Raw genomic sequence first — 24,168 nt, 5'->3', positions numbered from 1 at the left:
TCATACAATACAGCGGTGTTTTCCCTGCCTACACTCGGCGCAATGTTCAATGATGTGGATGTCAAAATGATTAGCGGTGTGTTGTACGCCCTGCTGGCGGGGTTGATGTGGGGGCTGATTTTTGTCGGGCCGTTGATCGTGCCGGAATACCCGGCGGTATTACAGTCGATGGGACGCTACCTGGCGCTGGGGCTGATTGCCCTGCCGCTGGCCTGGCTGGGTCGCGGACGTCTGCGTCAGCTATCGCGCAAGGACTGGAGAACCGCGCTGGCTCTGACGATGATGGGCAACCTGATTTATTATGTTTGTCTGGCCAGCGCCATTCAGCGCACCGGTGCGCCGGTCTCGACGATGATCATCGGCACGTTACCGGTAGTGATCCCGGTCTTCGCCAATCTGCTCTATAGCCAGCGTGACGGTAAATTATCCTGGTGGCGTTTGGCCCCGGCGCTGGTGCTGATCGGCATTGGCCTGCTGTGCGTGAATATTTCTGAGTTGAATCAGGGGTTACCTGATTTTAGCGGCTGGCGCTACGGGTCGGGTATCGCCCTGGCACTGGTTTCCGTGGTGTGCTGGGCATGGTATGCGCTGCGTAATGCCCGCTGGTTGCGTGAAAACCCCGATAAGCATCCGATGATGTGGGCCACCGCCCAGGCACTGGTGACGCTGCCCGTTTCTCTGCTCGGTTACATTGCGGCCTGCCTGTGGCTGAACGGGCAAACGCCGGACTTCTCCCTGCCCTTCGGCCCGCGTCCAGGCGTATTTATCGGCCTGATGGTCGCCATTGCGGTGCTGTGTTCGTGGGTGGGGGCATTGTGCTGGAACATCGCCAGCCAAAAGCTGCCAACGGTGATCCTCGGGCCGTTGATTGTATTCGAGACGCTGGCGGGACTGCTGTATACCTTTATCTTGCGCCATGAAATGCCGTCGGCGCTGACGATTAGCGGCATCGCGTTATTGGTTATCGGTGTGGTGGTGGCCGTCAGAGCCAAGCCGGAGAAACCGAGCGTCGTCGTGGTTCCACAATCATAATGTGCCGAATGGCGCTGCGCTTATCCGGCCTACGCGATAATTCCTTGTAGGCCGGATAAGGCGTTTACGCCGCCATCCGGCGCGACACTTTAAACACCGCAACGGTCTGATTCAGGCGTGCCGCCTGTTCTTCGAGCGCCGCCGCCGCTGACGCGGATTCTTCCACCAGCGAGGCGTTTTGCTGCGTCACGCGATCCATCTCGGCAACGGCCTGACCAACCTGATCGATTCCCCGACTCTGCTCATCAGAGGCCGAAGCAATCTCACCCATGATATCGGTCACGCGGGTGACGGCGCTGACGATCTCCGCCATTGTTTCACCCGCCTCATGCACCAGTGCGGTACCGGCGTTGACCCGATGACCAGAATCATCAATCAGGGCCTTAATCTCTTTAGCCGCCTGCGCGCTGCGCTGCGCCAGAGTGCGCACTTCTCCTGCTACTACCGCAAAACCACGCCCCTGTTCACCGGCGCGTGCGGCTTCTACCGCCGCGTTCAGCGCCAGAATATTGGTCTGGAAGGCAATACCGTCAATAACAGTGGTAATTTGCGCGATTTTGCTGGAACTGGTGGCAATTTCATCCATGGTACGCACCACGCCATCAACCACCGTGCCGCCTTTTTGCGCCGTCTGCGAGGCATTTTTTGCAAGGCTGGTCGCCTGTCGTGCATTATCCGCATTCTGTCTCACGGTAGCGGTGAGCTGTTCCATGCTGGCTGCCGTTTCCTCCAGCGATGCGGCCTGCTGTTCGGTACGCGAGGAGAGATCGTTACTGCCCGCGGCGATTTCACCCGCCCCGGTGTAAATCGTATCGGCCCCGTCACGCACCACGCTAACCGTGTTCGCCAGCGACTGCTGCATATCGCGGACGTTACGTGCCAGCAGCGCCATTTCATTGCTGCCGTCAGCACTGATGCTGTGGGTCAGGTCACCTGCGGCAATATGGCGAATATGTTCCATCACCTCGCGCAGTGGCTTCAACAGCACGCGCTGCATGGCTATCCAGCTAACGACAATCACCGTGACCACAATCAGCATGACGGCAGACAGCAACCAGATAATTTTCTGGTAGTCATTCTCGTTATCCTGCACGCCCGCATTTGCCAGCGCGGATTGTGCCGCACGCCATTCCTGATACACACCCTGCATTGCCGTCTGCTTTTGTTCAGCATTCTGTTTGAACATCTCTTCCAGTTTGCCTTCCGCCAGCAGCGCGTTCATTTTGGCAAGCGTGGTCGAATAAATGCCGTACTGCTCTTCCAGTCGATCAGCCAGATGTTCATCCAGACCCGGCGTTTCCGGCAACGCATAGTATTTATCATAATGCTCTTTCGCTTCTGCCAGCAGGCGATTTGCCGTGCTTACCAGCTCTGTGAGCTGCCCGCCGTTCACCTCGCTGGCCATCGTGCCCTGCAGACGCAGCATGCCCCGGTTGAGCGTGACGCGCGCCTGGTTCAGGCTAATCCACGCATCGGTAAACTCGGCCACGTTCTGGCTGGAAAGCTGAGACACGTTAAAATTTTGCTTATCGTTGTTGAGTGCGCCAATAAAGACGCCTGCGGAGATGAGCTGCATCGCGCCCAGGGAAAGTAACACGGTGATAAGTAAGGTTATCACTTTGATTCGTTTGAACATCTGTTGCCTTTTTATTATGCAGGTATTGTCTGAGGTCTAACTATCGGCAGCCGCGCCCGCTTATTTAATCTTCTGACGCGGCTTTTTTCGCCGTTTTGCGCCTTTTCAATAAGATTCAGCAGGTTAACGGTATAAGAAATTTTCGTGACAGCCATCACAAATCCCACCACCCCGAAAGGGGTATATCCTTCGCCATAAGTTGCATTTAAAATACATCTTATATTATTGAGAATGAGGTAACGGCTATGTCTTATCGCGATCAACCTTTAGGTGAACTGGCGCTCTCTATTCCTCGCGCTTCGGCACTGTTTCGTAAGTACGATATGGATTACTGCTGCGGCGGTAAGCAAACGCTGGCACGCGCTGCCGCACGTAAAGAGCTGGATGTCGAGGCTATCGAAGCCGAACTGGCAAAACTGGCTGAGCAGCCGTTGGAAAAAGACTGGCGCAGCGTGGCACTGGCAGAAATTATCGACCATATCGTCGTTCGTTATCATGACCGCCACCGCGAACAGCTGCCGGAACTGATCCTGCAGGCCACCAAAGTTGAACGCGTGCACGCAGACAAGCCAAACGTACCACGCGGTCTGGCGAAAAACCTGACCATGCTGCATGACGAGCTGTCCAGCCACATGATGAAAGAAGAGCAGATCCTGTTCCCGATGATCAAACAGGGAATGGGTAGCCAGGCGATGGGGCCAATCAGCGTGATGGAAAGCGAGCATGACGACGCCGGTGAGCTGGTCGAAGTGATCAAGCACATTACCCAAAACGTGACGCCGCCGCCGGAAGCCTGCACCACCTGGAAAGCCATGTATAACGGCATTAACGAACTGATCGACGACCTGATGGAACACATCAGTCTGGAAAACAATGTGTTGTTCCCGCGTGCCCTCGCTGGTGAATAAAAAGGGCGCCTGAGAGCGCCCTGATTGATGAAGCATTAGAGCCGCGTCGCGGCTCTTTTTTTATTAACGTACACCTGCCATACGTTTCTTACCGATAAACAACCAGCCCAGCCCCAGCGCAATGAACCACAGCGGCGTGACGATCAGCGCCTGACGGGTATCTTCTTCCAGCGTCAGCAGTACCAGCACGAACACGAAGAACGCCATGCACACCCAGCACATCACCTTGCCCCACGGCATTTTGTAAATCGACTTCTCATGCAGCTGCGGACGCTGTTTGCGGTACACCAGGTACGAGCAAAGAATGATGGTCCAGACAAACATGAACAGAATCGCCGATACGGTGGTGATCATGGTGAACGCACCGATTACGCTCGGATTAACGTACAGCATCACCACACCGCCCAGCAGGCAGATACAGGAGAAGGTTAAGCCTTTCGCCGGAACAGCACGTTTGGACAGCTTGGCGAACGCTTTCGGTGCCACGCCTTCCTGCGCCAGACCGAACAACATACGGCTAGTCGAGAACACACCGCTGTTCGCAGAAGACGCCGCAGACGTCAGAACCACAAAGTTAATCAGGCTCGCCGCCGCCGGCAAGCCGACCAGCACGAACAGTTCGACAAACGGGCTCTTGGTTGGAACCACCGAGCCCCACGGGGTGACAGACATAATCACAATCAGCGCGAACACGTAGAACATGATGATACGGATTGGAATCGAGTTAATCGCACGCGGCAGGGATTTCTCCGGATCTTTGGTTTCCGCCGCTGTCGTCCCGACCAATTCAATACCCACGAACGCAAACACCGCAATCTGGAAGCCCGCAAAGAAGCCGCTCAGGCCTTTCGGGAACCAGCCACCGTCATTCCACAGGTGGGTGAACGATGCCTGAACGCCAGTAGGTGACTGGAACTGCGTCAGCACCATCACCAGACCAACCACGATCAGGCCGACGATGGCGACAATTTTGATCATCGCAAACCAGAATTCCATCTCACCAAACATTTTCACCGTGGCGAGGTTGAGGACCAGCAGCAGAATGATTACCGCCAGCGATGCCACCCAGTCGGATAGCCCAGGGAACCAGAATTGCGCATACGCGGTAATGGCAACGACGTCCGCTATTCCTGTCACGACCCAGCAAAACCAGTAGGTCCAGCCGGTAAAATACCCAGCCCACGGCCCGAGCAGGTCGGAGGCGAAATCACTAAAAGATTTGTATTCGAGATTCGAGAGCAGCAATTCTCCCATTGCACGCATCACGAAAAACAGCATAAAACCGATGATCATATAAACAAAGATGATCGACGGCCCGGCGAGGCTGATGGTTTTCCCGGAGCCCATAAACAGGCCGGTACCGATAGCGCCACCAATGGCAATAAGTTGAATATGTCGGTTTGTGAGATTGCGCCGCAGCGACTGTTCAGACGAAGCCTCTTCGTCGGCAACGACTTTTACCTGATCTACCATGTTTTTTTCTTCCTGTACCTGTCTGTGTTGTTCAGGCTCTACGGCCTTTGGTGTGTCTATGATACGACGATCCCGTTATCAGGACTCATCGATATTAGGTAAGAATTGGCGGGATGAATACTAAGATTTAGATATAATGTTAATTTTATGTTTAAAGTGAGTGTCATATCACTCTGATAGCGCGAATCAGCTCACAAAAATACGCGCAAGCGCGCTATTTGCAAGATAAAATATCGACATCGGTATAACTATAGCTTTTCACGCTATTTTTCTACTCCCCCCAAGGCTGAGGGGAACAGAAGTCACTGCTTACAGGATTTCAAGCAGCTCAACGTCGAATACCAGCGTGCTGAACGGAGGAATGGACGCACCCGCGCCACGCTCACCGTAGGCCAGTTCCTGAGGGATAGTCAGCTCCCATTTAGAACCCACCGGCATCAGGGTCAGCGCTTCAATCCAGCCAGGGATAACGCCGTTAACCGGGAATTCAGCCGGTTCACCACGGGCAACGGAGCTGTCGAACACGGTACCGTCGATCAGTTTACCGGTGTAGTGCACGCGTACACGGTCGGTACGTGCCGGGATAGCCCCTTCGCCCTGCGTCAGAACGCGGAACTGCAGACCGGATTCAGTGCTGTTTACACCGTCTTTCTCACGGTTTTCTTCCAGATATTTGACGCCATCAGCAGCCATAGACTGGAAACGCTCGCGACGGACCGCATCAGCACGTTCGTGGATTTCACGCAGCGCACGGTGCACAACGTCAACCGGCACAGCTGGATGTTTGCCTTCCAGCGCGTCAGCAATACCCGCAACCAGCGCTTCAGGCAACAGCCCTTCCAGACCGGATTCGCTCAGCTGCTGTCCTACCTGCAAACCAATGCCGTAGCTTGCTTGCGCTTCGATAGTGTCAAAAGTCGGGGTGGCCATCATATTTCCTTTCATCGGAGGTAAAGTAGCGGGCAGCATAGCAGCCATGCCGCATCCGGTAAAACTTTGTCTCGGGAACAGATGACAAATCGCGAGGAAACATAAACAATAGGAATATCCCGCGTTGACGTCACGAAAGCGGGCATGAAGGCAAATATCATAGAATCAGGCATCTATACTCTATGATTCAGGAACGAGACGCGGAGCAGGAGGAAAGCCATGCCCGGGCGCTTTGAATTAAAACCAACCCTGGCGAAAATCTGGCATGCACCGGACAATTTTCGCATTATGGACCCGCTACCGCCTATGCATCGCCGCGGCATTATTGCTGCCGCTATCGTGCTGGTGATAGGTTTCCTGCTCCCTTCCAACGATACCAGCGATACTCCTGCGGTCACACGTGATGCCCAGTTGGATCTCCAGTCGCAATCGCAGCCACCCACTGAAGCTCAGCTGCAGGCGCAGCTGGTCGCCCCGCAAAACGATCCGGGTCAGATGGCACCGGTCGCACCGGAACCCATCCAGGAAGGCGATCCCGATGCGCAGCCGCAAGCCCAGCAGTCCCAGCCTCAGACGCAGCCTTTTCAGCCCGATAGCGGGATTGACCAACAATGGCGTACCTACCGTGTAGACTCCGGAAAAACGCTCGCCCAGGTGTTCCGTGACCATAATCTTCCACCGACCGATGTGTATGCCATGGCGCAGGTTGAAGGTACCGGAAAACCGCTGAGCAACCTGAAAGACGGTCAGATGATACAAATCAGGCAGAATGCCAATGGCGTGGTCACGGGGTTAACCATCGATACCGGCAACGGCCAGCAGGTGCTGTTTACCCGTCAGCCTAACGGCAGCTTTATTCGCGCACGTTAAATGTACTGATTGCCGGGTGGCGGCTTCGCCTTACCCGGCCTACGGCTCCCGCGATTGTAGGCCTGATAAACGGTAGTGCCATCAGGCGTTACCGCTTCACCTTATTCACCCACCAAATCCCCGAACAGACCAGCACCAGCGCCACTGCGTATTTCCATTCGAGAATGTTCTCACCAAGAAAAATCGACGACAGCACCGCACCAGAGACCGGGATCAGGAAGTTAAACGGCGCGATCATTCCCACGCGGTTGTATTTGAGCAGAATACTCCACAGTGCGAACGCCACTGAGGAGAGCAGCGTCAGGTAGCCCAGAATCGCCACCGATGCAGAGCCGTGGACGGTAAGTGTTCCGCCAAAAGCGTAGCCACCGATAACCAGAGCCAGACCGCCCATCCCCAGCTGATACCCCGTCATTACCGTCGGGTCAACCGTCTGCGAAATACGTTTTCCGTACAGCGTAGCGGCAGAGAGAATAAAGGCCGCCAATACCACTGAACCGTCTCCTAACAGGGTAAAGCTAAAATCCATCAGCCCACTGTTAAAATTCACCACCATCACGCCAGCAAAGCCCAGAATGCAGCCCAACGCTTTGTTGTAGCTCAGCTTGTCGTTCTGATAGATAAAGTGGGCCAGCAGCACGCTAAAGAACGTTCCGGTGGCGTTCATGATTGAGCCTTTCACACCCGTGGTGAAGGCCAGACCAATATAGAAGAAGATGTATTGCAGCGAGGTTTGCGTCAGCCCCAGCAGCGTAAGCTGACCAAATTGACGCGGACTTAACCTGCCAATGGGTTTTCGCTGCGCCATCGCCAGCAGTAGCAGCAATAACCCCGCAAACAAAAATCGGTATCCGGCAAAAACAATCTTTGACGGAATATCATCGGTGGCAATCTGGAAAATCTCATATCCGCTTTTAATCGCCGGATAGGCGCTCCCCCACAGCAGGCAGCAAAATGCCGCGCTCAGGTAGACCACGTTTTTACGCGCGAACAGAGGTTGGTGCGTTGTGTCCATGCCATCACCACTTTGAAATTGTGTTTTATTTTTATGATTATCGCGAAAAGGATAAAGAATAGCCAGAGCGAAAAACAGGAGGGCAGAAAAGCAAAACGCCGGCACAAGGCCGGCGCTTTTACGCGGTTTTTAGAATAAAAACTTATTCTGCAACTACGTTTACAGTCAGCTTAGCAAACACTTCGCTGTGAACCTGGAAGCTCACTTCGTGCTCGCCAGTGGTACGCAGAACGCCGTTCGGCAGACGAACTTCGCTCTTAGCCACTTCAACGCCAGCTGCAGTTACAGCGTCAGCGATGTCGCGAGTACCGATGGAACCGAACAGTTTACCTTCGTCGCCTGCTTTAGACGCGATGGTTACGGTTTCCAGTGCATTGATTTTCTCAGCGCGAGCTTCAGCAGCAGACAGAACGTCAGCCAGTTTGGCTTCCAGTTCAGCGCGACGTGCTTCGAAGAATTCAACGTTTTTCTTGGTAGCAGGAACAGCTTTACCCTGTGGTACCAGGAAGTTACGAGCGTAGCCCGCTTTAACGTTAACCTGATCACCCAGGCTACCCAGGTTTGCTACTTTATCAAGCAGAATAACTTGCATTACCTTATCCTCTTAAAGTCGTTAATAGACAGCGGCCGATTACTGATGACGATCGGTATACGGCAGCAGGGACAGGTAGCGAGCGCGCTTGATGCAGCGAGCCAGCTGACGCTGGTATTTTGCACGAGTACCGGTGATACGGCTCGGGACAATTTTACCGCTTTCGGTAATGTAGTTTTTCAACGTTGCGATGTCTTTGTAATCAATCTCAACAACGCCTTCCGCGGTGAAACGGCAGAACTTGCGACGACGGAAATAACGTGCCATATGGCTAGTCTCCAGAATCTATCAATTCAATCTGCTCGGCATGCAGAACCATTTTGCTCAGGCCGTTCTTTGCCTTGTGGCAAGAAATGAACCCCTGAACAGTTACTGCGCTACCGACCGTTATACTGTGAGTAATGGCCTGGTTTTCGTGTCCGCTAATAATAACGGGCATTTGGCACCACGCCTGCCGGTGGAAACCGGCTTCCTCCTGCACAGAACGATGCTCAAGCACGAACTGGCAATGAGGAATTCCTGATGGGCTGACCTTGCGAAGCGGCGTCCTGCACACTGTGCCAGATAACACCAGACGGTTGGTCATCAGAAATTACTCTTCAGAATCCCCAGCTTCAGCATCATCTGCGGTTTCGTTAGCGAAATCATCGCGACGTTCACGACGCTCGTCTTTCGCTTTAACCATCGGAGATGCTTCGGTAACAGCGTGCTTAGTACGCATTACCATGCTACGGATAACGGCATCGTTGAAGCGGAAGTTTGTTTCCAGCTCATCGATAACTTCCTGCGGCGCTTCAACGTTCAGCAGAACGTAGTGAGCTTTGTGCAGTTTGTTGATCGGGTAAGCCAGCTGACGGCGGCCCCAGTCTTCCAGACGGTGGATCGTGCCTTCTGCTGCAGTGATTGCACCAGTGTAGCGTTCGATCATACCCGGAACCTGTTCGCTCTGGTCAGGATGGACCATAAAAACGATTTCGTAATGACGCATCGAATTGCTCCTTACGGATTATTCAGCCTCCTGTCTGGGTCAGCCGAGGCCCATGGAGGCAAGGAACGTGTTAAAGGTCGGCTGAAAAATGACGCGTCATAATACTGGCGGTAGCAGGTAAACTCAAGGTGATTGTATGAATATTTATCAAACCGTCATTAATACATATCCACCAGCATTTTGACACTGATGCAAATCGAGACAATCACAATCATCGGTCGGATGACTTTCTTCCCACGCGTCAGTACCACCGAGGCTCCAAGACGCGCACCGAGAGATTGCCCAACGAACATCACCAGTCCCAGCGACCAGATCATTTTACCGCCGAAAATGAAGAACAGAATCGAGGCGATGTTCGACGCCAGGTTAATAAAGTTGGAGTGAATTTGCGCCTTATCGATGCCGTATCCCCATAACGTGATATAGCAGAGCGTATACAAGGAACCGGCCCCTGCGCCGAGAAAACCGTCATAAAAACCTACGCACCCACCGCCGATAAGTGAAAAGAGAAACAGCGATACCTGCTGCTTTCTTTTTGGTTCGCTCAGGTTAGGGGCAAAAATAAAGTAGATGGCGACGGTAATTATCAGCACCGGCAGCAGCTTTTTTAGCAGGTCCGGCTCAATGAACTGAATCAGTGTGGTACCCAGCGCGGAACCGATAAAGGCAGATAAGAACACATACTTGTGTTCCTGCACGTTGATATGCCCCCGGCGCAAAAAGTAAATCCCAGAGGTGAGTGAACTACCCAAGGCCTGAATTTTATTGGTTGCCAGCGCATTGGCCGGCGGTAAACCGGAGATCAACAATGCGCCAATTGAAAGAAACCCACCGCCCCCTGAAACCACATTAATAAAACCCGCCACCAGCGCAACCATAAACATAATCACGAAGTAGCTGAAATCCATGAATGAAGTATCCATAAGCTTTTGCCTTATAATCATGAAGTTATATTCTTTTTCAGCTCACTATAAACGGCGTACCCTTCCGGTTAAATTGACCATTTGGTAAGAGCTTATGCCGGGGAAACAGGAATTTTTTAACCGTAGCGGAAGGTATCAGTTGATTGTTAATTAAAGAAAAGACGGCTATGCGGTAATTTTTTGAACAACTGCATCAGAAATGGTCGCTATCGACTCTGTCGGTTGTGGTTAAAATTAAATCAGAAGTTATCCACTCACAGGAGAGCCCTAACCAGAGACCGCGGTCGAGGAGGTACCTATGCGAACCCGTGTGTTAACCCTTTTGGCCGTGCTATTGCTCAGTGCAAATGCAATGGCAGCCATTGAAATTACCCACCGTCAGGCCAGGAATATGGATGATGTGCAGAGCTTAGGCGTGATTTACATAAACCATAACTTCGCCACTGAAAGTGAAGCAAATCAGGCCCTGAATGAAGAAACAGATGCGCAAGGCGCCACCTACTACCACGTGATCCTCACCAGGGAACCCGGAAGTAACGGAAATATGCACGCCAGCGCGGATATTTATCGCTAGCTACCCAGAAATAACCAACGAGAACATTGCCACAGTTTGACTTGCCCCCTTGATTGGGGGCTTTTTTTTACAGTAAAACGCCGCCGAAGCCAGACCGATAACATCCCCTTAAAGATTTAGCTCCGGGGCATTTTTCTTACTTCTGCCCGTAATAGGCGTTCGGACCGTGCTTACGCATGAAGTGTTTATTCATCAGGTAATCATCGATGGGATTAAGCCCGGGGTTAATGCCGCGCGCAATCCACGCCATCTTTGCCACCTCCTCCATCACCACCGCATTATGCACCGCATCCTCGGCATCTTTACCCCAGGCAAACGGGCCGTGCTGATAAACCACGATGCCCGGCGTATGTAACGGCTCAACGTCGGCTAGCGTTTCTATGATCACCTTTCCTGTGTTCAGCTCATATTCGCCCTGCACTTCTTCTTCCGTTAATGCCCTGGTGCAGGGAATATCGCCAAAAAAGTAATCCGCATGGGTGGTTCCCAGCGCCGGGATCGCCTGCCCCGCCTGCGCCCATGCTGTGGCGTGGGTAGAGTGGGTATGCACTACGCCGCCAAGCGATGGATAACGCTGATACAGCGCCAGATGAGTCGCGGTATCAGAGGAAGGGCGATAGCCACCCTCCACCACTTTCCCTGACATATCCACCACCACCATATCGTCTACTGTCATATGCGTATAGGCGACACCGCTGGGCTTGATTACCACCTGCCCGCGTTCACGGTCGATAGCGCTGACGTTGCCCCAGGTAAAGGTCACGAGGCCATAGCGCGGTAGATCCATATTGGCTTCGAACACCTGCTGTTTGAGTTTTTGCATTACGCCGCCTCCACCAGACCTGCGCTTGCCATTCGGGCCTTCACCCAGTCACGCGCTTTCGCCACTTCCGCCGCCGGGTCGTCAGTGGTTTCACTCCACATCTCAATCAGATAGGGTCCGCAATAGCCACTCTGCTTGAGCGTCTCAAAACAGCGCTCGAAATCGACAACGCCTTCACCAAACGGTACGTTCTTAAATACGCCGGGTTTAGTGTCTTTCACGTGTACGGCGACGATGTGTCCGATTCCGGCCTGTAGCTCCATCTGTACGTCGTTATCCCACGCCGACAGGTTGCCGATGTCTGGGTAGAGCTGGAACCACGGGTTATTCAGGTAGTGCGCGTAGCCTAGCGCCTTGCTGATCGAGTTCATCAGCGGGTAATCCATGATCTCCATCGCCAGCGTCACCTGTGCGCGGCTCGCCATCTCGACGCTCTCTTTCAGCCCGTCACGAAAACGCCGACGCGTCTCGTTGTTGGCTTCTTGATAGTAAACGTCATAGCCCGCCAGTTGGATGACTCGAATGCCGACGTCCTGGGCGAACTGGATCGCTTTACGCATGATCTCCAGCCCCTGCGCACGTACCACGTCATCTTCACTGCCGAGCGGGAAGCGACGATGGGCGCTCAGGCACATCGACGGTACCCGCACGCCGGTTTCGGCAACGGCGTTAACCAGCGCCAGACGCTGCTCACGGCCCCAATCGAGACGCGCCAGGCGAACGTCGGTTTCATCGACTGACATCTCAACGAAGTCAAAACCCAGCGTTTTCGCAAGCTGTAGCCGCTCCATCCAGCACTCTCCGGCGGGGAGTGCTTTCTCGTAGATGCCGAGCGGAATTTGTTTCGACAGCATAATTGCTCCTTAGCCCCACAGCTGGGCAATAGAGCGTTTAAACTGACGCGCGGCTTCAACCGGGGAAGCGGCATCGCGAATGCTGCGACCCGCGATAAAGACGTGAATCGGAATGCCTTTAAACAGCGGCAGATCTTCCAGCGCCAGGCCACCAGTCACCGTGACCTTAAAGCCCATATCAGACAGACGTTTGATCGCACTGATATCCGCGTCACCCCACGCCACACCTGCAGCCTGCGCATCGCGACTGCGGTGATACACCACCTGTTGAATGCCCGCTTCACGCCACTCCTGCGCTTGCTCCCAGGTCCAGTAGCCGGTCAGTTCAATCTGCACGTCGCCATTGAACTCTTTCGCCACGTCCAGCGCACCTTTGGTGGTATTGATATCTGCACAGCAGATAACTGTCACCCAATCCGCGTTGGCTTCAAAACACATGCGGGAGAGAATTTTTCCCGCGTCGGCGATTTTGGCGTCTGCCAGCACGATTTTATGCGGATACAGCGCTTTCAGGTCGCGAACCGCACGCACGCCTTCGGCAACACAAAGAATGGTACCCACTTCAATAATGTCTACTTCATCGGCAATCAGGCGTGTCGTTTCATACGCGGAAGACATGGATTGGTTATCCAGCGCAACCTGCAACATAGGTAATGACATTTTGGTGTTCCTTTTAAACAGCCGCCGCGGTGGCGTTATCAATTAAATCCAGCACTTCCTGCGCGGTGCGGCAGGCACGTAAACGGTCAAAGTTAGCTTCATCGTCAAACAGGTTAACGATCTGCATGATGCCCACTTCTTGATGGGTGTTGGCGTCAACAGCCGCCATCGTTATCAGGATATCGACAGGGTCGTTATCTTCATGGTTGAAGACCAGCGGCGTTTTCAGGGTCACCAGCGCAAAACCGGTTTTCTTCACACCTTCTTCTGGGCGCCCGTGCGGCATCGCCAGACCCGGCGCTATCACAAAATAGGGACCATGTTGGGCAACGCCATCCAGAATGGCCTGGTAGTAGCGCGGCTCAACCACATCAGCCTTAACCAGCAGATCAACGCCCAGCTTGACCGCCTCCTGCCAGGTGCTGGCCTCGGCCTGTAATAGGATCGCGTTATTGTCCGCCAATGAATCTCGTAATTTCATATGGCGTCCTTACTTCACATCTTGTGGGAAATGCGCGTTGATCACTTCCAGCAGCTTTGGACCAAAGTCAGCGGGCGACAGCATGTTACGTACACCCACCACGTATTTATTGCCGGTAACGGTAATCTCACCGGCGATGTGGGTGGAGGCAATGATGATATCCGCGCCGCTCAGTTCACTTTTGTATTCACCCACCGCGCAGCTGTTCACCGTGTGGTCGATATTTGACTGGGTTAAAAACTGGTCCACTTTCATTTTCATAATCATGGAGCTGCCTTGCCCATTACCACATACAGCCAGAATACGTACGGTCATAATCGGAACTCCTTATTAAGCAGACTGTTCTGCCAGTTGTTTTTCTGCGTCTTCCTCAGCGCGCAATGAGCGTCCTGCGAAAAACATATAAGCCAGTGCAATCACAATAATGACGGCCATAAAAATCAGCCCTATGGAGGCGAAGCCCTGCATCATCGGCGGTGCCAGAATTGACCAGTCCGCCATGCCCATCCAGGCGCTCATACCGGTGAGTTTCACCGCCCAAACGCAGCCGAAGATTTCAATCATTCCCATCACCAGGCAAATCTTGAGCGCAGCACGCCAGCCGCCAAAGTGATTAGCAAACACGCCGATAGTGGCGTTAGAGAAGAACATCGGGATAAAGCCCGGAATGATCAGAATGGAGGAACCTACGCCGACAAGGATGCCGACGGCGATCAGCTGACCGATAGTGCCCCACATAAAGCCCCAGACCACGGCATTCGGCGCGAAGCTATAAATAGCCGCACAGTCGATGGCCAGTACCGCCCCAGGGATCAGGCGTTGGGAGATACCGTTAAAGGCCTCAGAGAGTTCGGCGACAAACATGCGCACGCCCTGGGTAATAATGAAAATGGCCACCGCAAACGAGAAGCCGGTTTGCAGGATATAGACCGTCCAGTGGGTTTTCCCCGCCATCGCCTGCACCACATCGATACCGAAAGAGAGCAGGATCGCACCGAAGAAAATGGTCATCACAATCGCTGTCGAGACGATATTGTCGTGGAAGATATTCAGCCAGCCTGGCAGCTTGAGGTCTTCAACGCTTTCCTCTTTTTTGCCCAGATACGGTGCGATTTTATAAGCAATCCACGACGCAAACTGCTGCTGGTGCCCGATAGAGAAGCCGCAGCCATCAGTCACTTCCTGCGTCGGCTTGTACATCATGTTTGAAGTGATGCCCCAGTAAAGCGACACCAGCACCGCAGTGCAGATAATGGTGGTCCACATGGAATAGCCGAAGATATAGAACGAGACCGCAATCAATCCCGCCTGCTGAAACATGATATGCCCGGTCAGCATGATGGTGCGAATCCCGGTAATCCGTCGTAGCAACACGTAACAGATGTTCAGCGCCAGCGCTAACAGCACCGCATAGCCCACCCAGCTATAAGCGTCGCCCATGCGTTCGATGGTTGCCATCATTGAGGCGTAGGTATCGGAAATCGCCCCGTTGATGCCATAAACCTCAGACATCTTCGCCACGACCGGTTTGAACGTACTGGTGAGAATGCCGGACCCGGCCTGCAGCAGCATAAAGCCGATGATCGTTTTGATAGTGCCCTTGATGATAACGCTGACACTTTTACGCAGCAGGATGTAACCGAGGCAGGTCACAATACCCAACAGCAGCGGGGCGTTGGTCATGACCTGATTAAAGAACACGGTAAAGATGTTGTAGAGGATCTCCATAACGATCTCCAGTAGACGAAGTTGCTGAACATTCATTACAGATGCCCAGGATATTGTGCCCTCACTTTAGTTTTCAAAAGTAATCACATCAAGATTGAATTTGATTAAATGTGATGCAGTACGCAAATTATTCACTTACGAATGAAATGGTTTTTACCACATTCAATAAAACGAAAATAAAATCAATAAAAACAATTAAGTATGATTATTAATTAATGAGGAGGCACTTTATCTTATTGCAATATTTATCGAGAACGTCTCTTTTCGTTGAAAAAACACGCATTGCCATTTTGATAAAATGGTGTCAGGATTAATCAAAATAAGTCACAATTTGATTCAACTTGAACAAACATGAAGGTAAATGCGATGAGTAAAGTAAAAAGTATCACGCGTGAATCATGGATCCTGAGCACATTCCCGGAGTGGGGCAGCTGGCTAAACGAAGAGATCGAACAAGAACAGGTTACACCAGGCACCTTTGCGATGTGGTGGCTGGGCTGTACCGGAATTTGGCTGAAATCGGAAGGCGGGACTAACGTCTGCGTTGATTTTTGGTGCGGAACAGGCAAGCAGAGCCACGGTAATCCACTGATGAAAACAGGCCATCAGATGCAGCGTATGGCAGGCGTGAAGAAACTCCAGCCAAACCTGCGCACCACGCCGTTTGTTCTCGATCCTTTCGCTATTCGCCAGATCGATGCCGTTCTCGCCACACACGATCATAACGATCATATCGACGTGAACGTTGCTGCCGCCGTCATGCAGAACTGTGCCGACGATGTGCCGTTTATCGGACCACAAACCTGTGTGGATCTGTGGGTGGGTTGGGGCGTGCCAAAAGAACGCTGCATCGTGGTGAAGCCAGGCGACGTCGTTAAAGTAAAAGATATTGAAATTCATGCGCTCGACGCGTTTGATCGTACGGCATTGATCACCTTGCCTGCGGATCAAAAAGCGGCAGGTATCCTGCCTGACGGCATGGATGCACGTGCGGTTAACTACCTGTTCAAAACGCCGGGCGGTACGCTATATCACAGCGGTGATTCTCACTACTCCAACTATTATGCAAAGCACGGCAACGAGCATCACATCGACGTCGCACTTGGCTCCTACGGTGAGAACCCGCGCGGTATCACCGACAAAATGACCAGTTCCGATATGCTGCGTATGGCAGAAGCGCTGAACACCCAGGTGGTTATCCCCTTCCACCATGATATCTGGTCAAACTTCCAGGCCGATCCACAGGAGATCCGTGTTCTTTGGGAGATGAAAAAAGACCGGCTGAAGTATGGCTTCAAACCGTTTATCTGGCAGGTTGGCGGCAAGTTCACCTGGCCGCTGGACAAAGATAATTTTGAGTATCACTACCCGCGCGGCTTTGAAGACTGCTTTACCATTGAACCGGATTTACCGTTTAAATCCTTCCTGTGATTGCAGTTAAATGCCGGGTCTTCCCGGCATTTTTACCCATTTATCTTAGTATTTTCAGGCTATTTCAAATATCATCTTTTCAAATCAATTTGTATCGGAATAGCTCATGACTGAAGCACAAAGACATCAAATATTGCTGGATATGCTGGCGCAATTGGGCTTTGTTACCGTTGAGAACGTGATTGAACGTCTGGGAATCTCACCCGCCACAGCGCGCCGGGATATCAATAAACTCGACGAAAGCGGCAAGCTCAAGAAAGTCCGTAACGGTGCAGAAGCCATTACCCAGCAGCGCCCGCGCTGGACCCCAATGAATCTGCATCAGGCGCAAAACCACGACGAAAAAGTGCGGATTGCCAAAGCCGCTTCCCAGTTAGTGAACGCGGGTGAAAGTGTCGTGATCAACTGTGGATCAACGGCGTTCCTGCTTGGCCGCGAAATGTGTGGCAAACCGGTGCAAATCATCACCAACTACCTGCCGCTGGCGAATTTTCTGATCGACCAGGAGCATGAAAGCGTGATCATCATGGGGGGGCAGTACAACAAAAGTCAGTCCATCACGCTGAGCCCACAAGGCAGCGAGAATAGCCTGTATGCCGGACACTGGATGTTTACCAGCGGTAAAGGACTGACCGCTGACGGACTGTATAAAACCGATATGCTCACCGCGATGGCTGAACAAAAGATGCTTAACGTGGTCGGCAAACTGGTGGTGCTGGTTGATAGCAGCAAGGTCGGTGAGCGCGCGGGCATGCTGTTCAGCCGTGCCGATCAAATCGACATGCTGATTACCGGCAAAAATGCGAACCCTGAGATCCTGCAACAGCTGGAAGCACAGGGCGTGACTATTCTGCGCGTTTAGAGGTGTTGGCGGAAAAACGCGACTGTCGCCGCCAGCGCTTCTGGCGTGATGCGATGCCGTACGCCTGCTTCCCACAGGCAGGTCAGAGAGTTGTCCAGACCTGCCTGGATTAGCGCCTGTTGTAAGCGGAAGGTTTCCACTGCCGGCACCACGTCGTCATCCTGGCCATGCCACAACAGCAACGGTCTGTCGGCAAGGCGCTCCAGTTGATGCGTTACCTCCCAGTCAGCCAGTGGCGCGACAATCGCATCAAATTCCGCCTGCTGCTCCGTCGTCTGTACCAATACTGGCGGAAAAAGCGTATGGGCAAGTCGGGTAAAATAGCCCGATCCCATCAGGCAGGCTGCACATTTCACCTCGGGATGGCGCGCCATAATGCCCAGCGTTGTCATACCCCCCATAGATGCCCCTGCCACGGCAAGACGTTCATCCAACAGCCAATTTTCAGCCACCAGCGCCGCACGTAACGCCGTAAATTCCTGCATGTTTTGCTGCAATATCTGCCAGAAGCGGTGCATTCTTTCCTGCGCATTACCGTGGAAGCGCGTGCCATGATCGGGCGCATCGGGCATGATGACCCGAAACCCGGCCTGTGCCAGTGCAACGGCAAAATAGCTGTAGACCAGACTGGAAGAGGTAAACCCGTGATAGACGATAACGCAGGGGAGTGAAAGGTCGTGTTTATTCGTGGGAAATGCGTGCAGGACAGGGATCCCCGCCAACTGTCGTGTTTCAATTTCTATCATATGTCGCCTCTTTTTTTCTGGTATGCCATGGCGAAATACTTAACGCAAGTGAATGTGTGCGGCAATGATTCATAATGTTGAGAACTGGGTTACGCTTTCGCAACATTTTCATTCGAAAATCGCGTGAGAGATAACAATTCGGGAACATTCCCCCTAAAGGGAAATTAATAAGGCACTACACTATGGCTATCAGGAAACGAGATAGAGTTATGCGTCGGTTTGCCTCTTTGATGCTGGTGATGTTGTTAAGCGCCTGTAGCGTGCTGCAGGGCACGCCACAACCGGCACCGCCCGTCGCCGATCACCCACAAGAAATCCGCCGTGACCAGAGTAATGGGTTACAGCGATTGGGGGTTGTGAGCGCGTTGGTAAGAGGTTCTCCAGATGATGCGCTGGCAGAGATCCGCGCCAAAGCCGCTGCGGCTAAAGCTGATTATTACGTTGTCTTATTAGTCGATGAGACCATCGTAACAGGCCAATGGTATTCACAAGCCATTTTGTATCGTAAATAACATTGGGTTGAAATTTAGTCAGTTTTACATTGCTTTGCGCCCCTATGCGTTTTCCTGTGCACAATAAACCAACAGCAGGGAGCTGGAGGTTTATTCTCGCGATGGAATGCCCTGCCACGTGTAGGGGTACGAATAATGGAGCTGACGATGAAACAATCACTAGCCTTATCCTCACTGCTGCTTTCTACTGGAATGGTGGATACCACGGCACAGTCTGCCGAGTTCGCCAGCGCTGACTGCGTAACGGGTCTCAACGAAATTGGCCAGATATCTGTCAGTAACATTGCGGGAAATCCGCAGGATGTGGAGCGGGTTGTGGCGTTAAAAGCGGATGAGCAAGGTGCCTCATGGTACCGGATTATTCAGATGTACGAAGAACAGCAGCCCGATAACTGGCGCGTACAGGCCATACTTTATGCATAACAGATTGCCGGATGGCGTAAACTTATCCTACCTACAACGAACGTAGGCAGGATAAGACGCGCCAGCGTCGCCATCAGGCATATTATTACCGTAATCCCCCCGTTGCCCGCAGTAGCAAATCATTCTGTACCTGTTCAGACAACTTCATCCCGCCGCGCGTATCCAGCATCATCTGACACCAGGCCTGCGCCACGGGCGGAGACGCATAACGCAACATCTGCGTCCCGCAGCCGAGCAGGAACAGTTGCTGGGTAATTTCCCGTCCCAGCGCTTCACTGGGTTTGTGTAAATGCGGCTGTAGCTTACGCACCATTCGATCGTAATGCCTGTCTTGCCCTTTGACCTCGGCAAAGGCCTCGCTGAGCATGTCGACCATACCAGGTTGTTTCGCCAACACCCGCAACACATCAAGGCACATGATGTTGCCAGACCCTTCCCAGATGCTGTTGACCGGCATTTCACGGTATAAACGCGGCAGCTCACTCTCTTCGCAATAGCCTGCACCGCCGAGCACCTCCATGGCCTCTGCAACAAATGGCATACCGCCTTTGCAGATGGAAAACTTGGCTGCCGGGGTGAACAACCGGGCCCACAACGCTTCTTTCGCATCCGTTCGACGATCCCAGGCCCGCGCCAGGCGAAACAGTAGCGCGGTTTGACCTTCCAGTTGAAGCGCCATGCGGCTTAATACCTGTCGCATCATCGGTTGCTCAATCAACGGCTTGCTAAATACCTGGCGTTGATGCGCATGATAAATGGCGACAGAAAAAGCGCGTCGCATCATACTGTGGCTCCCCAGCGCACAGTCAAAACGCGTCATGCCGCCCATTTTCAGAATATGGCGAATACCTTCACCTTCTTCTCCCAGCAGCCAGCCCATCGCGTCCTGAAACTCAACCTCACAGCTGGCATTAGAGCGGTTGCCTAGCTTATCTTTCAGGCGCTCAAGACGGATGGAGTTACGCTGGCCATCAGGTAAAAATCGCGGCACAAAAAAGCAGGATAAGCCGCCCCTGGCCTGCGCCAGCACCAGATGGGCGTCACTTTGCGGTACCGAGAAGAACCATTTATGCCCCACCAGCCGATACGCGCCATCCGCCAGCCGTTCTGCCTGAGTGGTATTGCTCAGCACATCCGAGCCACCCTGCTTTTCCGTCATCCCCATACCAATCAGCAGGCCGCGTTTTTGCCCGCCGGGCAGAAGATGAGAATCGTAGCGATCGCTACGCAGCGGCGTCAGCCAGTCATGAAATTGCGAAGGTAACATCTGGAGTAACAACGGCGTAGCGGCAAAGGTCATGGTCACCGGGCATAAGGTTCCCGCTTCCACCTGTGCATGCAGCATAAAACGTGCAGCTCGGGCAACAAACGTTCCCTGCCGCGCATCCTCTTCCCAGGCAAGATTATGCACGCGGTTGGCGCACAATCCCTGCATCAGTAAATGCCAGGCGGGATGAAAGCGCACATCATCCAACCGCTGCCCCTGCGGATCGTATCGCAGCAATTCAGGCGGATACGCGTTAGCCAACCTACCCAGTTCAAGCGATTCTGCAGTGCCTAATTGCTGACCAATACTGGCGAGGAGATCGCTATCCCAGGCAGCGCCTTCGCGGTTGACTGCTTCACACAGTGCTCCATCCGATAGGTATAAGTTGCTGTTATTGAGTGGTACTGGTTGGTTAAAAACGGTATGCGTTTGCCAATGCATTGTGTCTCCCTCCATCAATGGCCATAGCCTTAAGTATGGTCAGAACCACACTCTCTGCGAAGGAGGGAGATCACAAAAGTACGTTTAGCCAGCAATGTAATGAGGAATAAAACGAGAAGTATCTTTCGTAATCAACGTATTGTCTTCACGGATCCCCATGCCGCAGGCTTCATCGTCGACGATCCAACTACCAATCAGCGTGTAGCTATCGCCAAAACGCGGCAGCGGCTGAAACGCCTGATAGATCATCGGTTCTTCTGCGTAGTCGCCATCAGCATGTTCAACAATCTGCTGCTGACCATTAAAAATGGTGACGTTGCCCCCCTCACGGGAAAATATCGGTTTGCGTACATAGCTTTCGCCGGGTGCAATTTTTGACGTTTCACCTTCGAACCAGGCTGGCAGGAGGTTTGGATGGTTGGGGAAGTATCGCCACAGCAGAGGCATCAACCCTTTGTTACTGAGCACGCTCTTCCACAGTGGTTCGACCAACTTTTCCCGGCGATGACGTAGCAACGGACCGTTATCGTCACGCATCATCCACTCCAGAGGATAGAGCTTAAAGGCGCGACGAATGACGTTGTCATCAAGATCCGTCAGCACACCGCCGACGCCAAGCCCCAGATCCTCAACATAAATAAACCGCGACGCTTGACCTGCCTGCTGCGCACAATCCTGCAAATACAGCACGGTGGTGCGATCTTCGTCGGAATCTTCACAGCAGCAGAAGTAAAACGGCTCCGGACTGTAAAGCTCACTAAAACGGGCGATCAGACGTTCCTGGATAGCGTTGTACTGGTCAGTGTCCCGCGGGATCGCCCCACTGCGGCGAGCATCTTCCAGCCATAGCCACTGGAAATACGCCGACTCGTACAACGACGTTGGTGTATCAGCGTTGTATTCCAGCAGCTTGACCGGCGAATTGTTGCCACACCAGACAAAATCCATTCGCCCATACAGCGAAGGATCGCGATTGCGCCAGCTCTCAGCAATAACATCCCAGTACAGTGGGGGAATGGCCAATTGCTGAAGAATCTGCTCGTCCTTAACTGCTCGCTCAACGACGTCCAGACACATTTGATGCAACTCAGCAGTAGGCTTTTCGATCTGCTCTTCAATTTGCCGTAGCGTAAAGCGATAAGCCCGGCTTTCATCCCAGTAGATTTCGTTGTCGATAATGTGAAAATCAAAACCATGATCGTAGGCGATCTGGTCCAGATCCTGGCGAACAGGAATATCATGTCGTAACATCGTTAGCCTCCCCAGTGCCCGCGCGCGCTGGACGAACGCCCGTAACCCCCGCGAGAAACCGTCGAGACTTTCTTCGTCGTGTAGGCATGCGTCGTGGCGGTATCGTTTTTTCCGCTACCGGAACGCCAGGCATAGTCGCCTGAGGTCGTACGCCAGACGGGGCGGGAAACGTATGATGAGCCGCCACTGCTGTAAACATACTGCTCGTCACGATCTTTGCGAATCACCCGACTGAGCAAAAAACCGGTAAACACCGGCACCCAGCTCTGATCGGTGCTATCGAGGTAGCAATCGCCAAACTGGGTCTGACAACTCGCCTTACTTAATTGCGTTGGCACTTTGCCATAGAACTCTGTCTTGGCATTGTTCCAGCCGTCCGCACACACGGTAGCGGTATTACCGTCATCAATACATTCGCTCACCGTGGAGTAAAACCGGCCGTCGCCGTCGTTGTCCGAGCCTGTATCATCCCCGCATCCCTTGAGGATAAAAAATGCTGCGCCGCCCATAATCGCCAGCGTCAGATACTTTCCACTGTAGCGGCTGCGTTTTTTCTCAAAGGGATTCACCGGGCGATTCATTCGGGCGATCGCCGAATGACCTGTTCCCAATTTCTTTTGTCCGGATTTACGTTTTCTAGCCATGATCGTCCATTACCATGTCATACAGGCGGCATTAAAAATCCCGCCAGCCAGCGCAGCGGTTCCCATAAACAGTCCCGCAGCGGTGTTGTGGTTAATAATTTTTTCACTCAATGCTGGCATATATAAGCGTACACCACCGTAGATAATAAGCTGTATCACCAACGCAATACCGCCCCAGGCAAAATAATCAGGAATACTGACCGCGTTGATTGCTGCGCTGGATAAAGGAATAACATAGCCCAGCAGCGTGCCGCTAAATGCCAGAGAGGCTGCCGTATTGTTATTTTTAATCAACTGCCATTCATTGTGCGGTGTTATCTTTGAATAGATAATAAGAAAAATTATCACCATGGCCGCACCAATAAAAAAATAGGCACAAAAGGCCAGTAATGATTCCAGGATATGCATTGTTTTCGTCCCTGACGTTAACCAATAATATTAAGAGATGTTAATGGGATATCGACACCCAGCGCCCGTGAGAATATCCACTCTGGCTCGCCTTGTTCATTGAACGACTCTTCGCCGTTCAACAGCAGATATTCCCAGGTATCTGCTGTTACCTGTCGTTGGTAGCCCATGGTAAAGTTATGCACTTCCCACTTTGCATGCTGCTGATTCTCGACCTTTTCCAGCATGTAGACTGGCTCAATATTCCCCGGTTCTTCGTCATTAAAAAAACGCTGCCAGTGCTGACCCTGCCAGAAAAGCGCTGGCATGCCGATCTCTGCCGGGCTAATGGCGGACTGCCAGTGTTTTTTCTGAGTTAAGCCATAGCTTTCTTCATACACAAACAGTTTGATATCGTCGATATCATCCATATCTGACCCGCCGGTAGTATTGATTTGCAGAAATTCCTCGCCCGAGGTGTAGTAGCGGAAAATCTGGCTTCCACCGCCCAAATTAATATGGCTGATTGCCGCAACGGTATACTCCTCGCCGGGCAACACCACCAACAAATCCTCTTCTAACAGGCGAAACGCCAGTGTGTCGAGCGTAAACCCTGCGCTCAAATGTAGGCCCAATGGGCCACGAACGGGCGTAGCGGCCTCTGCAGTGCCAAATATACGCTGTAAAAAAGTCGACATCGTTATCCCTTACTAACCT

At 52.7% G+C, this 24,168-nt stretch carries 29 protein-coding genes; 8 read left to right on the top strand and 21 right to left on the bottom strand.

Annotated features, from left to right (window positions below):
* Positions 1-66: 66 nt before the first annotated feature.
* Entirely contained in the window at positions 67-1,032 is a 966-nt protein-coding gene (locus tag FDW88_RS20465) for a DMT family transporter (protein ID WP_137363248.1), read from the top strand.
* A 64-nt stretch (positions 1,033-1,096) separates the two neighbouring features.
* Here the strand turns inward: FDW88_RS20465 and FDW88_RS20460 are convergent, their stop codons facing one another.
* On the bottom strand, positions 1,097-2,668 hold the full coding sequence (locus FDW88_RS20460; protein ID WP_137363247.1) for a methyl-accepting chemotaxis protein: 1,572 nt from the start codon (positions 2,666-2,668) through the stop codon (positions 1,097-1,099).
* A gap of 245 nt (positions 2,669-2,913) precedes the next feature.
* Here FDW88_RS20460 and ytfE point away from each other — a divergent pair, with 245 nt between their 5' ends.
* On the top strand, positions 2,914-3,576 hold the full coding sequence (ytfE, locus tag FDW88_RS20455; RefSeq protein WP_115259604.1) for an iron-sulfur cluster repair protein YtfE: 663 nt from the start codon (positions 2,914-2,916) through the stop codon (positions 3,574-3,576).
* Between the two features lie 63 nt (positions 3,577-3,639).
* Here the strand turns inward: ytfE and cycA are convergent, their stop codons facing one another.
* Together cycA and fklB are read right to left on the bottom strand one after the other, a co-directional pair.
* Positions 3,640-5,049 carry a D-serine/D-alanine/glycine transporter gene (gene cycA, locus FDW88_RS20450; protein ID WP_137363246.1) on the bottom strand — a complete coding sequence of 470 codons (1,410 nt, stop codon included), beginning with the start codon at positions 5,047-5,049 and terminating at the stop codon, positions 3,640-3,642.
* A 309-nt stretch (positions 5,050-5,358) separates the two neighbouring features.
* Complete coding sequence (gene fklB / locus FDW88_RS20445; RefSeq protein ID WP_168246986.1) at positions 5,359-5,979, bottom strand: FKBP-type peptidyl-prolyl cis-trans isomerase; 621 nt, start codon at positions 5,977-5,979, stop codon at positions 5,359-5,361.
* A gap of 219 nt (positions 5,980-6,198) precedes the next feature.
* Between fklB and FDW88_RS20440 the strand changes: the two genes are divergently transcribed.
* Entirely contained in the window at positions 6,199-6,849 is a 651-nt protein-coding gene (locus tag FDW88_RS20440) for an OapA family protein (RefSeq protein WP_096758557.1), read from the top strand.
* 88 nt (positions 6,850-6,937) lie between these two features.
* Here FDW88_RS20440 and FDW88_RS20435 read toward each other — a convergent pair whose 3' ends face one another.
* The 6 genes from FDW88_RS20435 to FDW88_RS20410 all read right to left on the bottom strand — a co-directional run bounded on the left by FDW88_RS20435 (position 6,938) and on the right by FDW88_RS20410 (position 10,367).
* On the bottom strand, positions 6,938-7,864 hold the full coding sequence (locus FDW88_RS20435) for a DMT family transporter (RefSeq protein WP_096759481.1): 927 nt from the start codon (positions 7,862-7,864) through the stop codon (positions 6,938-6,940).
* A gap of 142 nt (positions 7,865-8,006) precedes the next feature.
* Positions 8,007-8,456 (bottom strand): 50S ribosomal protein L9, encoded by a 450-nt coding sequence (gene rplI / locus FDW88_RS20430; RefSeq protein ID WP_003025676.1) that lies wholly within the window; start codon positions 8,454-8,456, stop codon positions 8,007-8,009.
* Between the two features lie 39 nt (positions 8,457-8,495).
* Positions 8,496-8,723: a 30S ribosomal protein S18 gene (gene rpsR, locus FDW88_RS20425; RefSeq protein WP_002210155.1), complete on the bottom strand. Its 228-nt coding sequence runs from the start codon at positions 8,721-8,723 to the stop codon at positions 8,496-8,498.
* 4 nt (positions 8,724-8,727) lie between these two features.
* Positions 8,728-9,042, bottom strand: coding sequence for a primosomal replication protein N (priB, locus tag FDW88_RS20420; RefSeq protein ID WP_096758558.1), 315 nt, complete (start codon positions 9,040-9,042; stop codon positions 8,728-8,730).
* 6 nt (positions 9,043-9,048) lie between these two features.
* A complete protein-coding gene (rpsF, locus tag FDW88_RS20415) occupies positions 9,049-9,444 on the bottom strand; it encodes a 30S ribosomal protein S6 (protein WP_096758559.1) in 396 nt (131 codons plus the stop codon).
* A gap of 158 nt (positions 9,445-9,602) precedes the next feature.
* The gene (locus tag FDW88_RS20410) at positions 9,603-10,367 is read right to left on the bottom strand and encodes a TSUP family transporter (protein WP_096758560.1); all 765 of its coding nucleotides are present in this window, start codon (positions 10,365-10,367) and stop codon (positions 9,603-9,605) included.
* A 298-nt stretch (positions 10,368-10,665) separates the two neighbouring features.
* Between FDW88_RS20410 and yjfY the strand changes: the two genes are divergently transcribed.
* Positions 10,666-10,941, top strand: coding sequence for a DUF1471 family protein YjfY (gene yjfY, locus FDW88_RS20405; RefSeq protein WP_096758561.1), 276 nt, complete (start codon positions 10,666-10,668; stop codon positions 10,939-10,941).
* Between the two features lie 136 nt (positions 10,942-11,077).
* Here yjfY and FDW88_RS20400 read toward each other — a convergent pair whose 3' ends face one another.
* Genes FDW88_RS20400 through ulaA form a run of 6 tightly spaced genes read right to left on the bottom strand, consistent with a single transcriptional unit; the run spans position 11,078 to position 15,487 of the window.
* Positions 11,078-11,764, bottom strand: a complete 687-nt coding sequence (locus FDW88_RS20400) for an L-ribulose-5-phosphate 4-epimerase (RefSeq protein WP_137363245.1) — start codon at positions 11,762-11,764, stop codon at positions 11,078-11,080.
* Positions 11,764-12,618, bottom strand: a complete 855-nt coding sequence (gene ulaE / locus FDW88_RS20395; protein WP_115259607.1) for an L-ribulose-5-phosphate 3-epimerase UlaE — start codon at positions 12,616-12,618, stop codon at positions 11,764-11,766. Before ulaE ends, FDW88_RS20400 begins: the two co-directional genes overlap by 1 nt.
* A 9-nt stretch (positions 12,619-12,627) precedes the next feature.
* The gene (ulaD, locus tag FDW88_RS20390; protein ID WP_096758564.1) at positions 12,628-13,278 is read right to left on the bottom strand and encodes a 3-keto-L-gulonate-6-phosphate decarboxylase UlaD; all 651 of its coding nucleotides are present in this window, start codon (positions 13,276-13,278) and stop codon (positions 12,628-12,630) included.
* A gap of 13 nt (positions 13,279-13,291) precedes the next feature.
* Positions 13,292-13,759: a PTS ascorbate transporter subunit IIA gene (gene ulaC, locus FDW88_RS20385; RefSeq protein ID WP_096758565.1), complete on the bottom strand. Its 468-nt coding sequence runs from the start codon at positions 13,757-13,759 to the stop codon at positions 13,292-13,294.
* A 9-nt stretch (positions 13,760-13,768) separates the two neighbouring features.
* Positions 13,769-14,074, bottom strand: a complete 306-nt coding sequence (ulaB, locus tag FDW88_RS20380; protein ID WP_096758566.1) for a PTS ascorbate transporter subunit IIB — start codon at positions 14,072-14,074, stop codon at positions 13,769-13,771.
* Between the two features lie 15 nt (positions 14,075-14,089).
* Positions 14,090-15,487 carry a PTS ascorbate transporter subunit IIC gene (gene ulaA, locus FDW88_RS20375; RefSeq protein WP_096758567.1) on the bottom strand — a complete coding sequence of 466 codons (1,398 nt, stop codon included), beginning with the start codon at positions 15,485-15,487 and terminating at the stop codon, positions 14,090-14,092.
* A 366-nt stretch (positions 15,488-15,853) separates the two neighbouring features.
* Here ulaA and ulaG point away from each other — a divergent pair, with 366 nt between their 5' ends.
* Together ulaG and ulaR are read left to right on the top strand one after the other, a co-directional pair.
* Entirely contained in the window at positions 15,854-16,918 is a 1,065-nt protein-coding gene (gene ulaG / locus FDW88_RS20370; RefSeq protein WP_137363244.1) for an L-ascorbate 6-phosphate lactonase, read from the top strand.
* A 106-nt stretch (positions 16,919-17,024) separates the two neighbouring features.
* On the top strand, positions 17,025-17,780 hold the full coding sequence (gene ulaR / locus FDW88_RS20365; protein ID WP_096758569.1) for an HTH-type transcriptional regulator UlaR: 756 nt from the start codon (positions 17,025-17,027) through the stop codon (positions 17,778-17,780).
* On the opposite strand, the gene yjfP is transcribed toward ulaR, so the two are convergent.
* Complete coding sequence (gene yjfP, locus FDW88_RS20360) at positions 17,777-18,526, bottom strand: esterase (RefSeq protein WP_115259609.1); 750 nt, start codon at positions 18,524-18,526, stop codon at positions 17,777-17,779. The genes ulaR and yjfP overlap by 4 nt on opposite strands.
* A gap of 182 nt (positions 18,527-18,708) precedes the next feature.
* On the opposite strand from yjfP, the gene bsmA reads away from it, so the two are divergent.
* Together bsmA and yjfN are read left to right on the top strand one after the other, a co-directional pair.
* Positions 18,709-19,038, top strand: coding sequence for a biofilm peroxide resistance protein BsmA (gene bsmA / locus FDW88_RS20355; protein WP_096758571.1), 330 nt, complete (start codon positions 18,709-18,711; stop codon positions 19,036-19,038).
* A 147-nt stretch (positions 19,039-19,185) separates the two neighbouring features.
* A complete protein-coding gene (gene yjfN / locus FDW88_RS20350) occupies positions 19,186-19,461 on the top strand; it encodes a DUF1471 family protease activator YjfN (RefSeq protein WP_170974189.1) in 276 nt (91 codons plus the stop codon).
* 85 nt (positions 19,462-19,546) lie between these two features.
* Here the strand turns inward: yjfN and FDW88_RS20345 are convergent, their stop codons facing one another.
* From FDW88_RS20345 to FDW88_RS20325, 5 genes are all read right to left on the bottom strand, one after another.
* Positions 19,547-21,169: an isovaleryl-CoA dehydrogenase gene (locus FDW88_RS20345; RefSeq protein ID WP_115259611.1), complete on the bottom strand. Its 1,623-nt coding sequence runs from the start codon at positions 21,167-21,169 to the stop codon at positions 19,547-19,549.
* An 84-nt stretch (positions 21,170-21,253) separates the two neighbouring features.
* Complete coding sequence (locus FDW88_RS20340) at positions 21,254-22,420, bottom strand: glutathionylspermidine synthase family protein (protein ID WP_137363242.1); 1,167 nt, start codon at positions 22,418-22,420, stop codon at positions 21,254-21,256.
* Between the two features lie 2 nt (positions 22,421-22,422).
* The gene (locus tag FDW88_RS20335) at positions 22,423-23,064 is read right to left on the bottom strand and encodes a DUF1190 domain-containing protein (RefSeq protein ID WP_117342427.1); all 642 of its coding nucleotides are present in this window, start codon (positions 23,062-23,064) and stop codon (positions 22,423-22,425) included.
* Between the two features lie 9 nt (positions 23,065-23,073).
* Complete coding sequence (locus tag FDW88_RS20330; protein ID WP_096758576.1) at positions 23,074-23,472, bottom strand: DUF350 domain-containing protein; 399 nt, start codon at positions 23,470-23,472, stop codon at positions 23,074-23,076.
* A gap of 17 nt (positions 23,473-23,489) precedes the next feature.
* Entirely contained in the window at positions 23,490-24,149 is a 660-nt protein-coding gene (locus tag FDW88_RS20325) for a YjfK family protein (protein WP_096758577.1), read from the bottom strand.
* Positions 24,150-24,168 lie beyond the last annotated feature (19 nt).

Origin of the sequence: Citrobacter sp. wls829 (assembly GCF_005280825.1) — a bacterium.
GTDB classification, from domain to species: Bacteria; Pseudomonadota; Gammaproteobacteria; order Enterobacterales; family Enterobacteriaceae; genus Citrobacter; species Citrobacter gillenii.
Note: the sequence above shows the minus strand (reverse complement) of the source record. Positions and strands in the feature narration are given on the sequence as shown.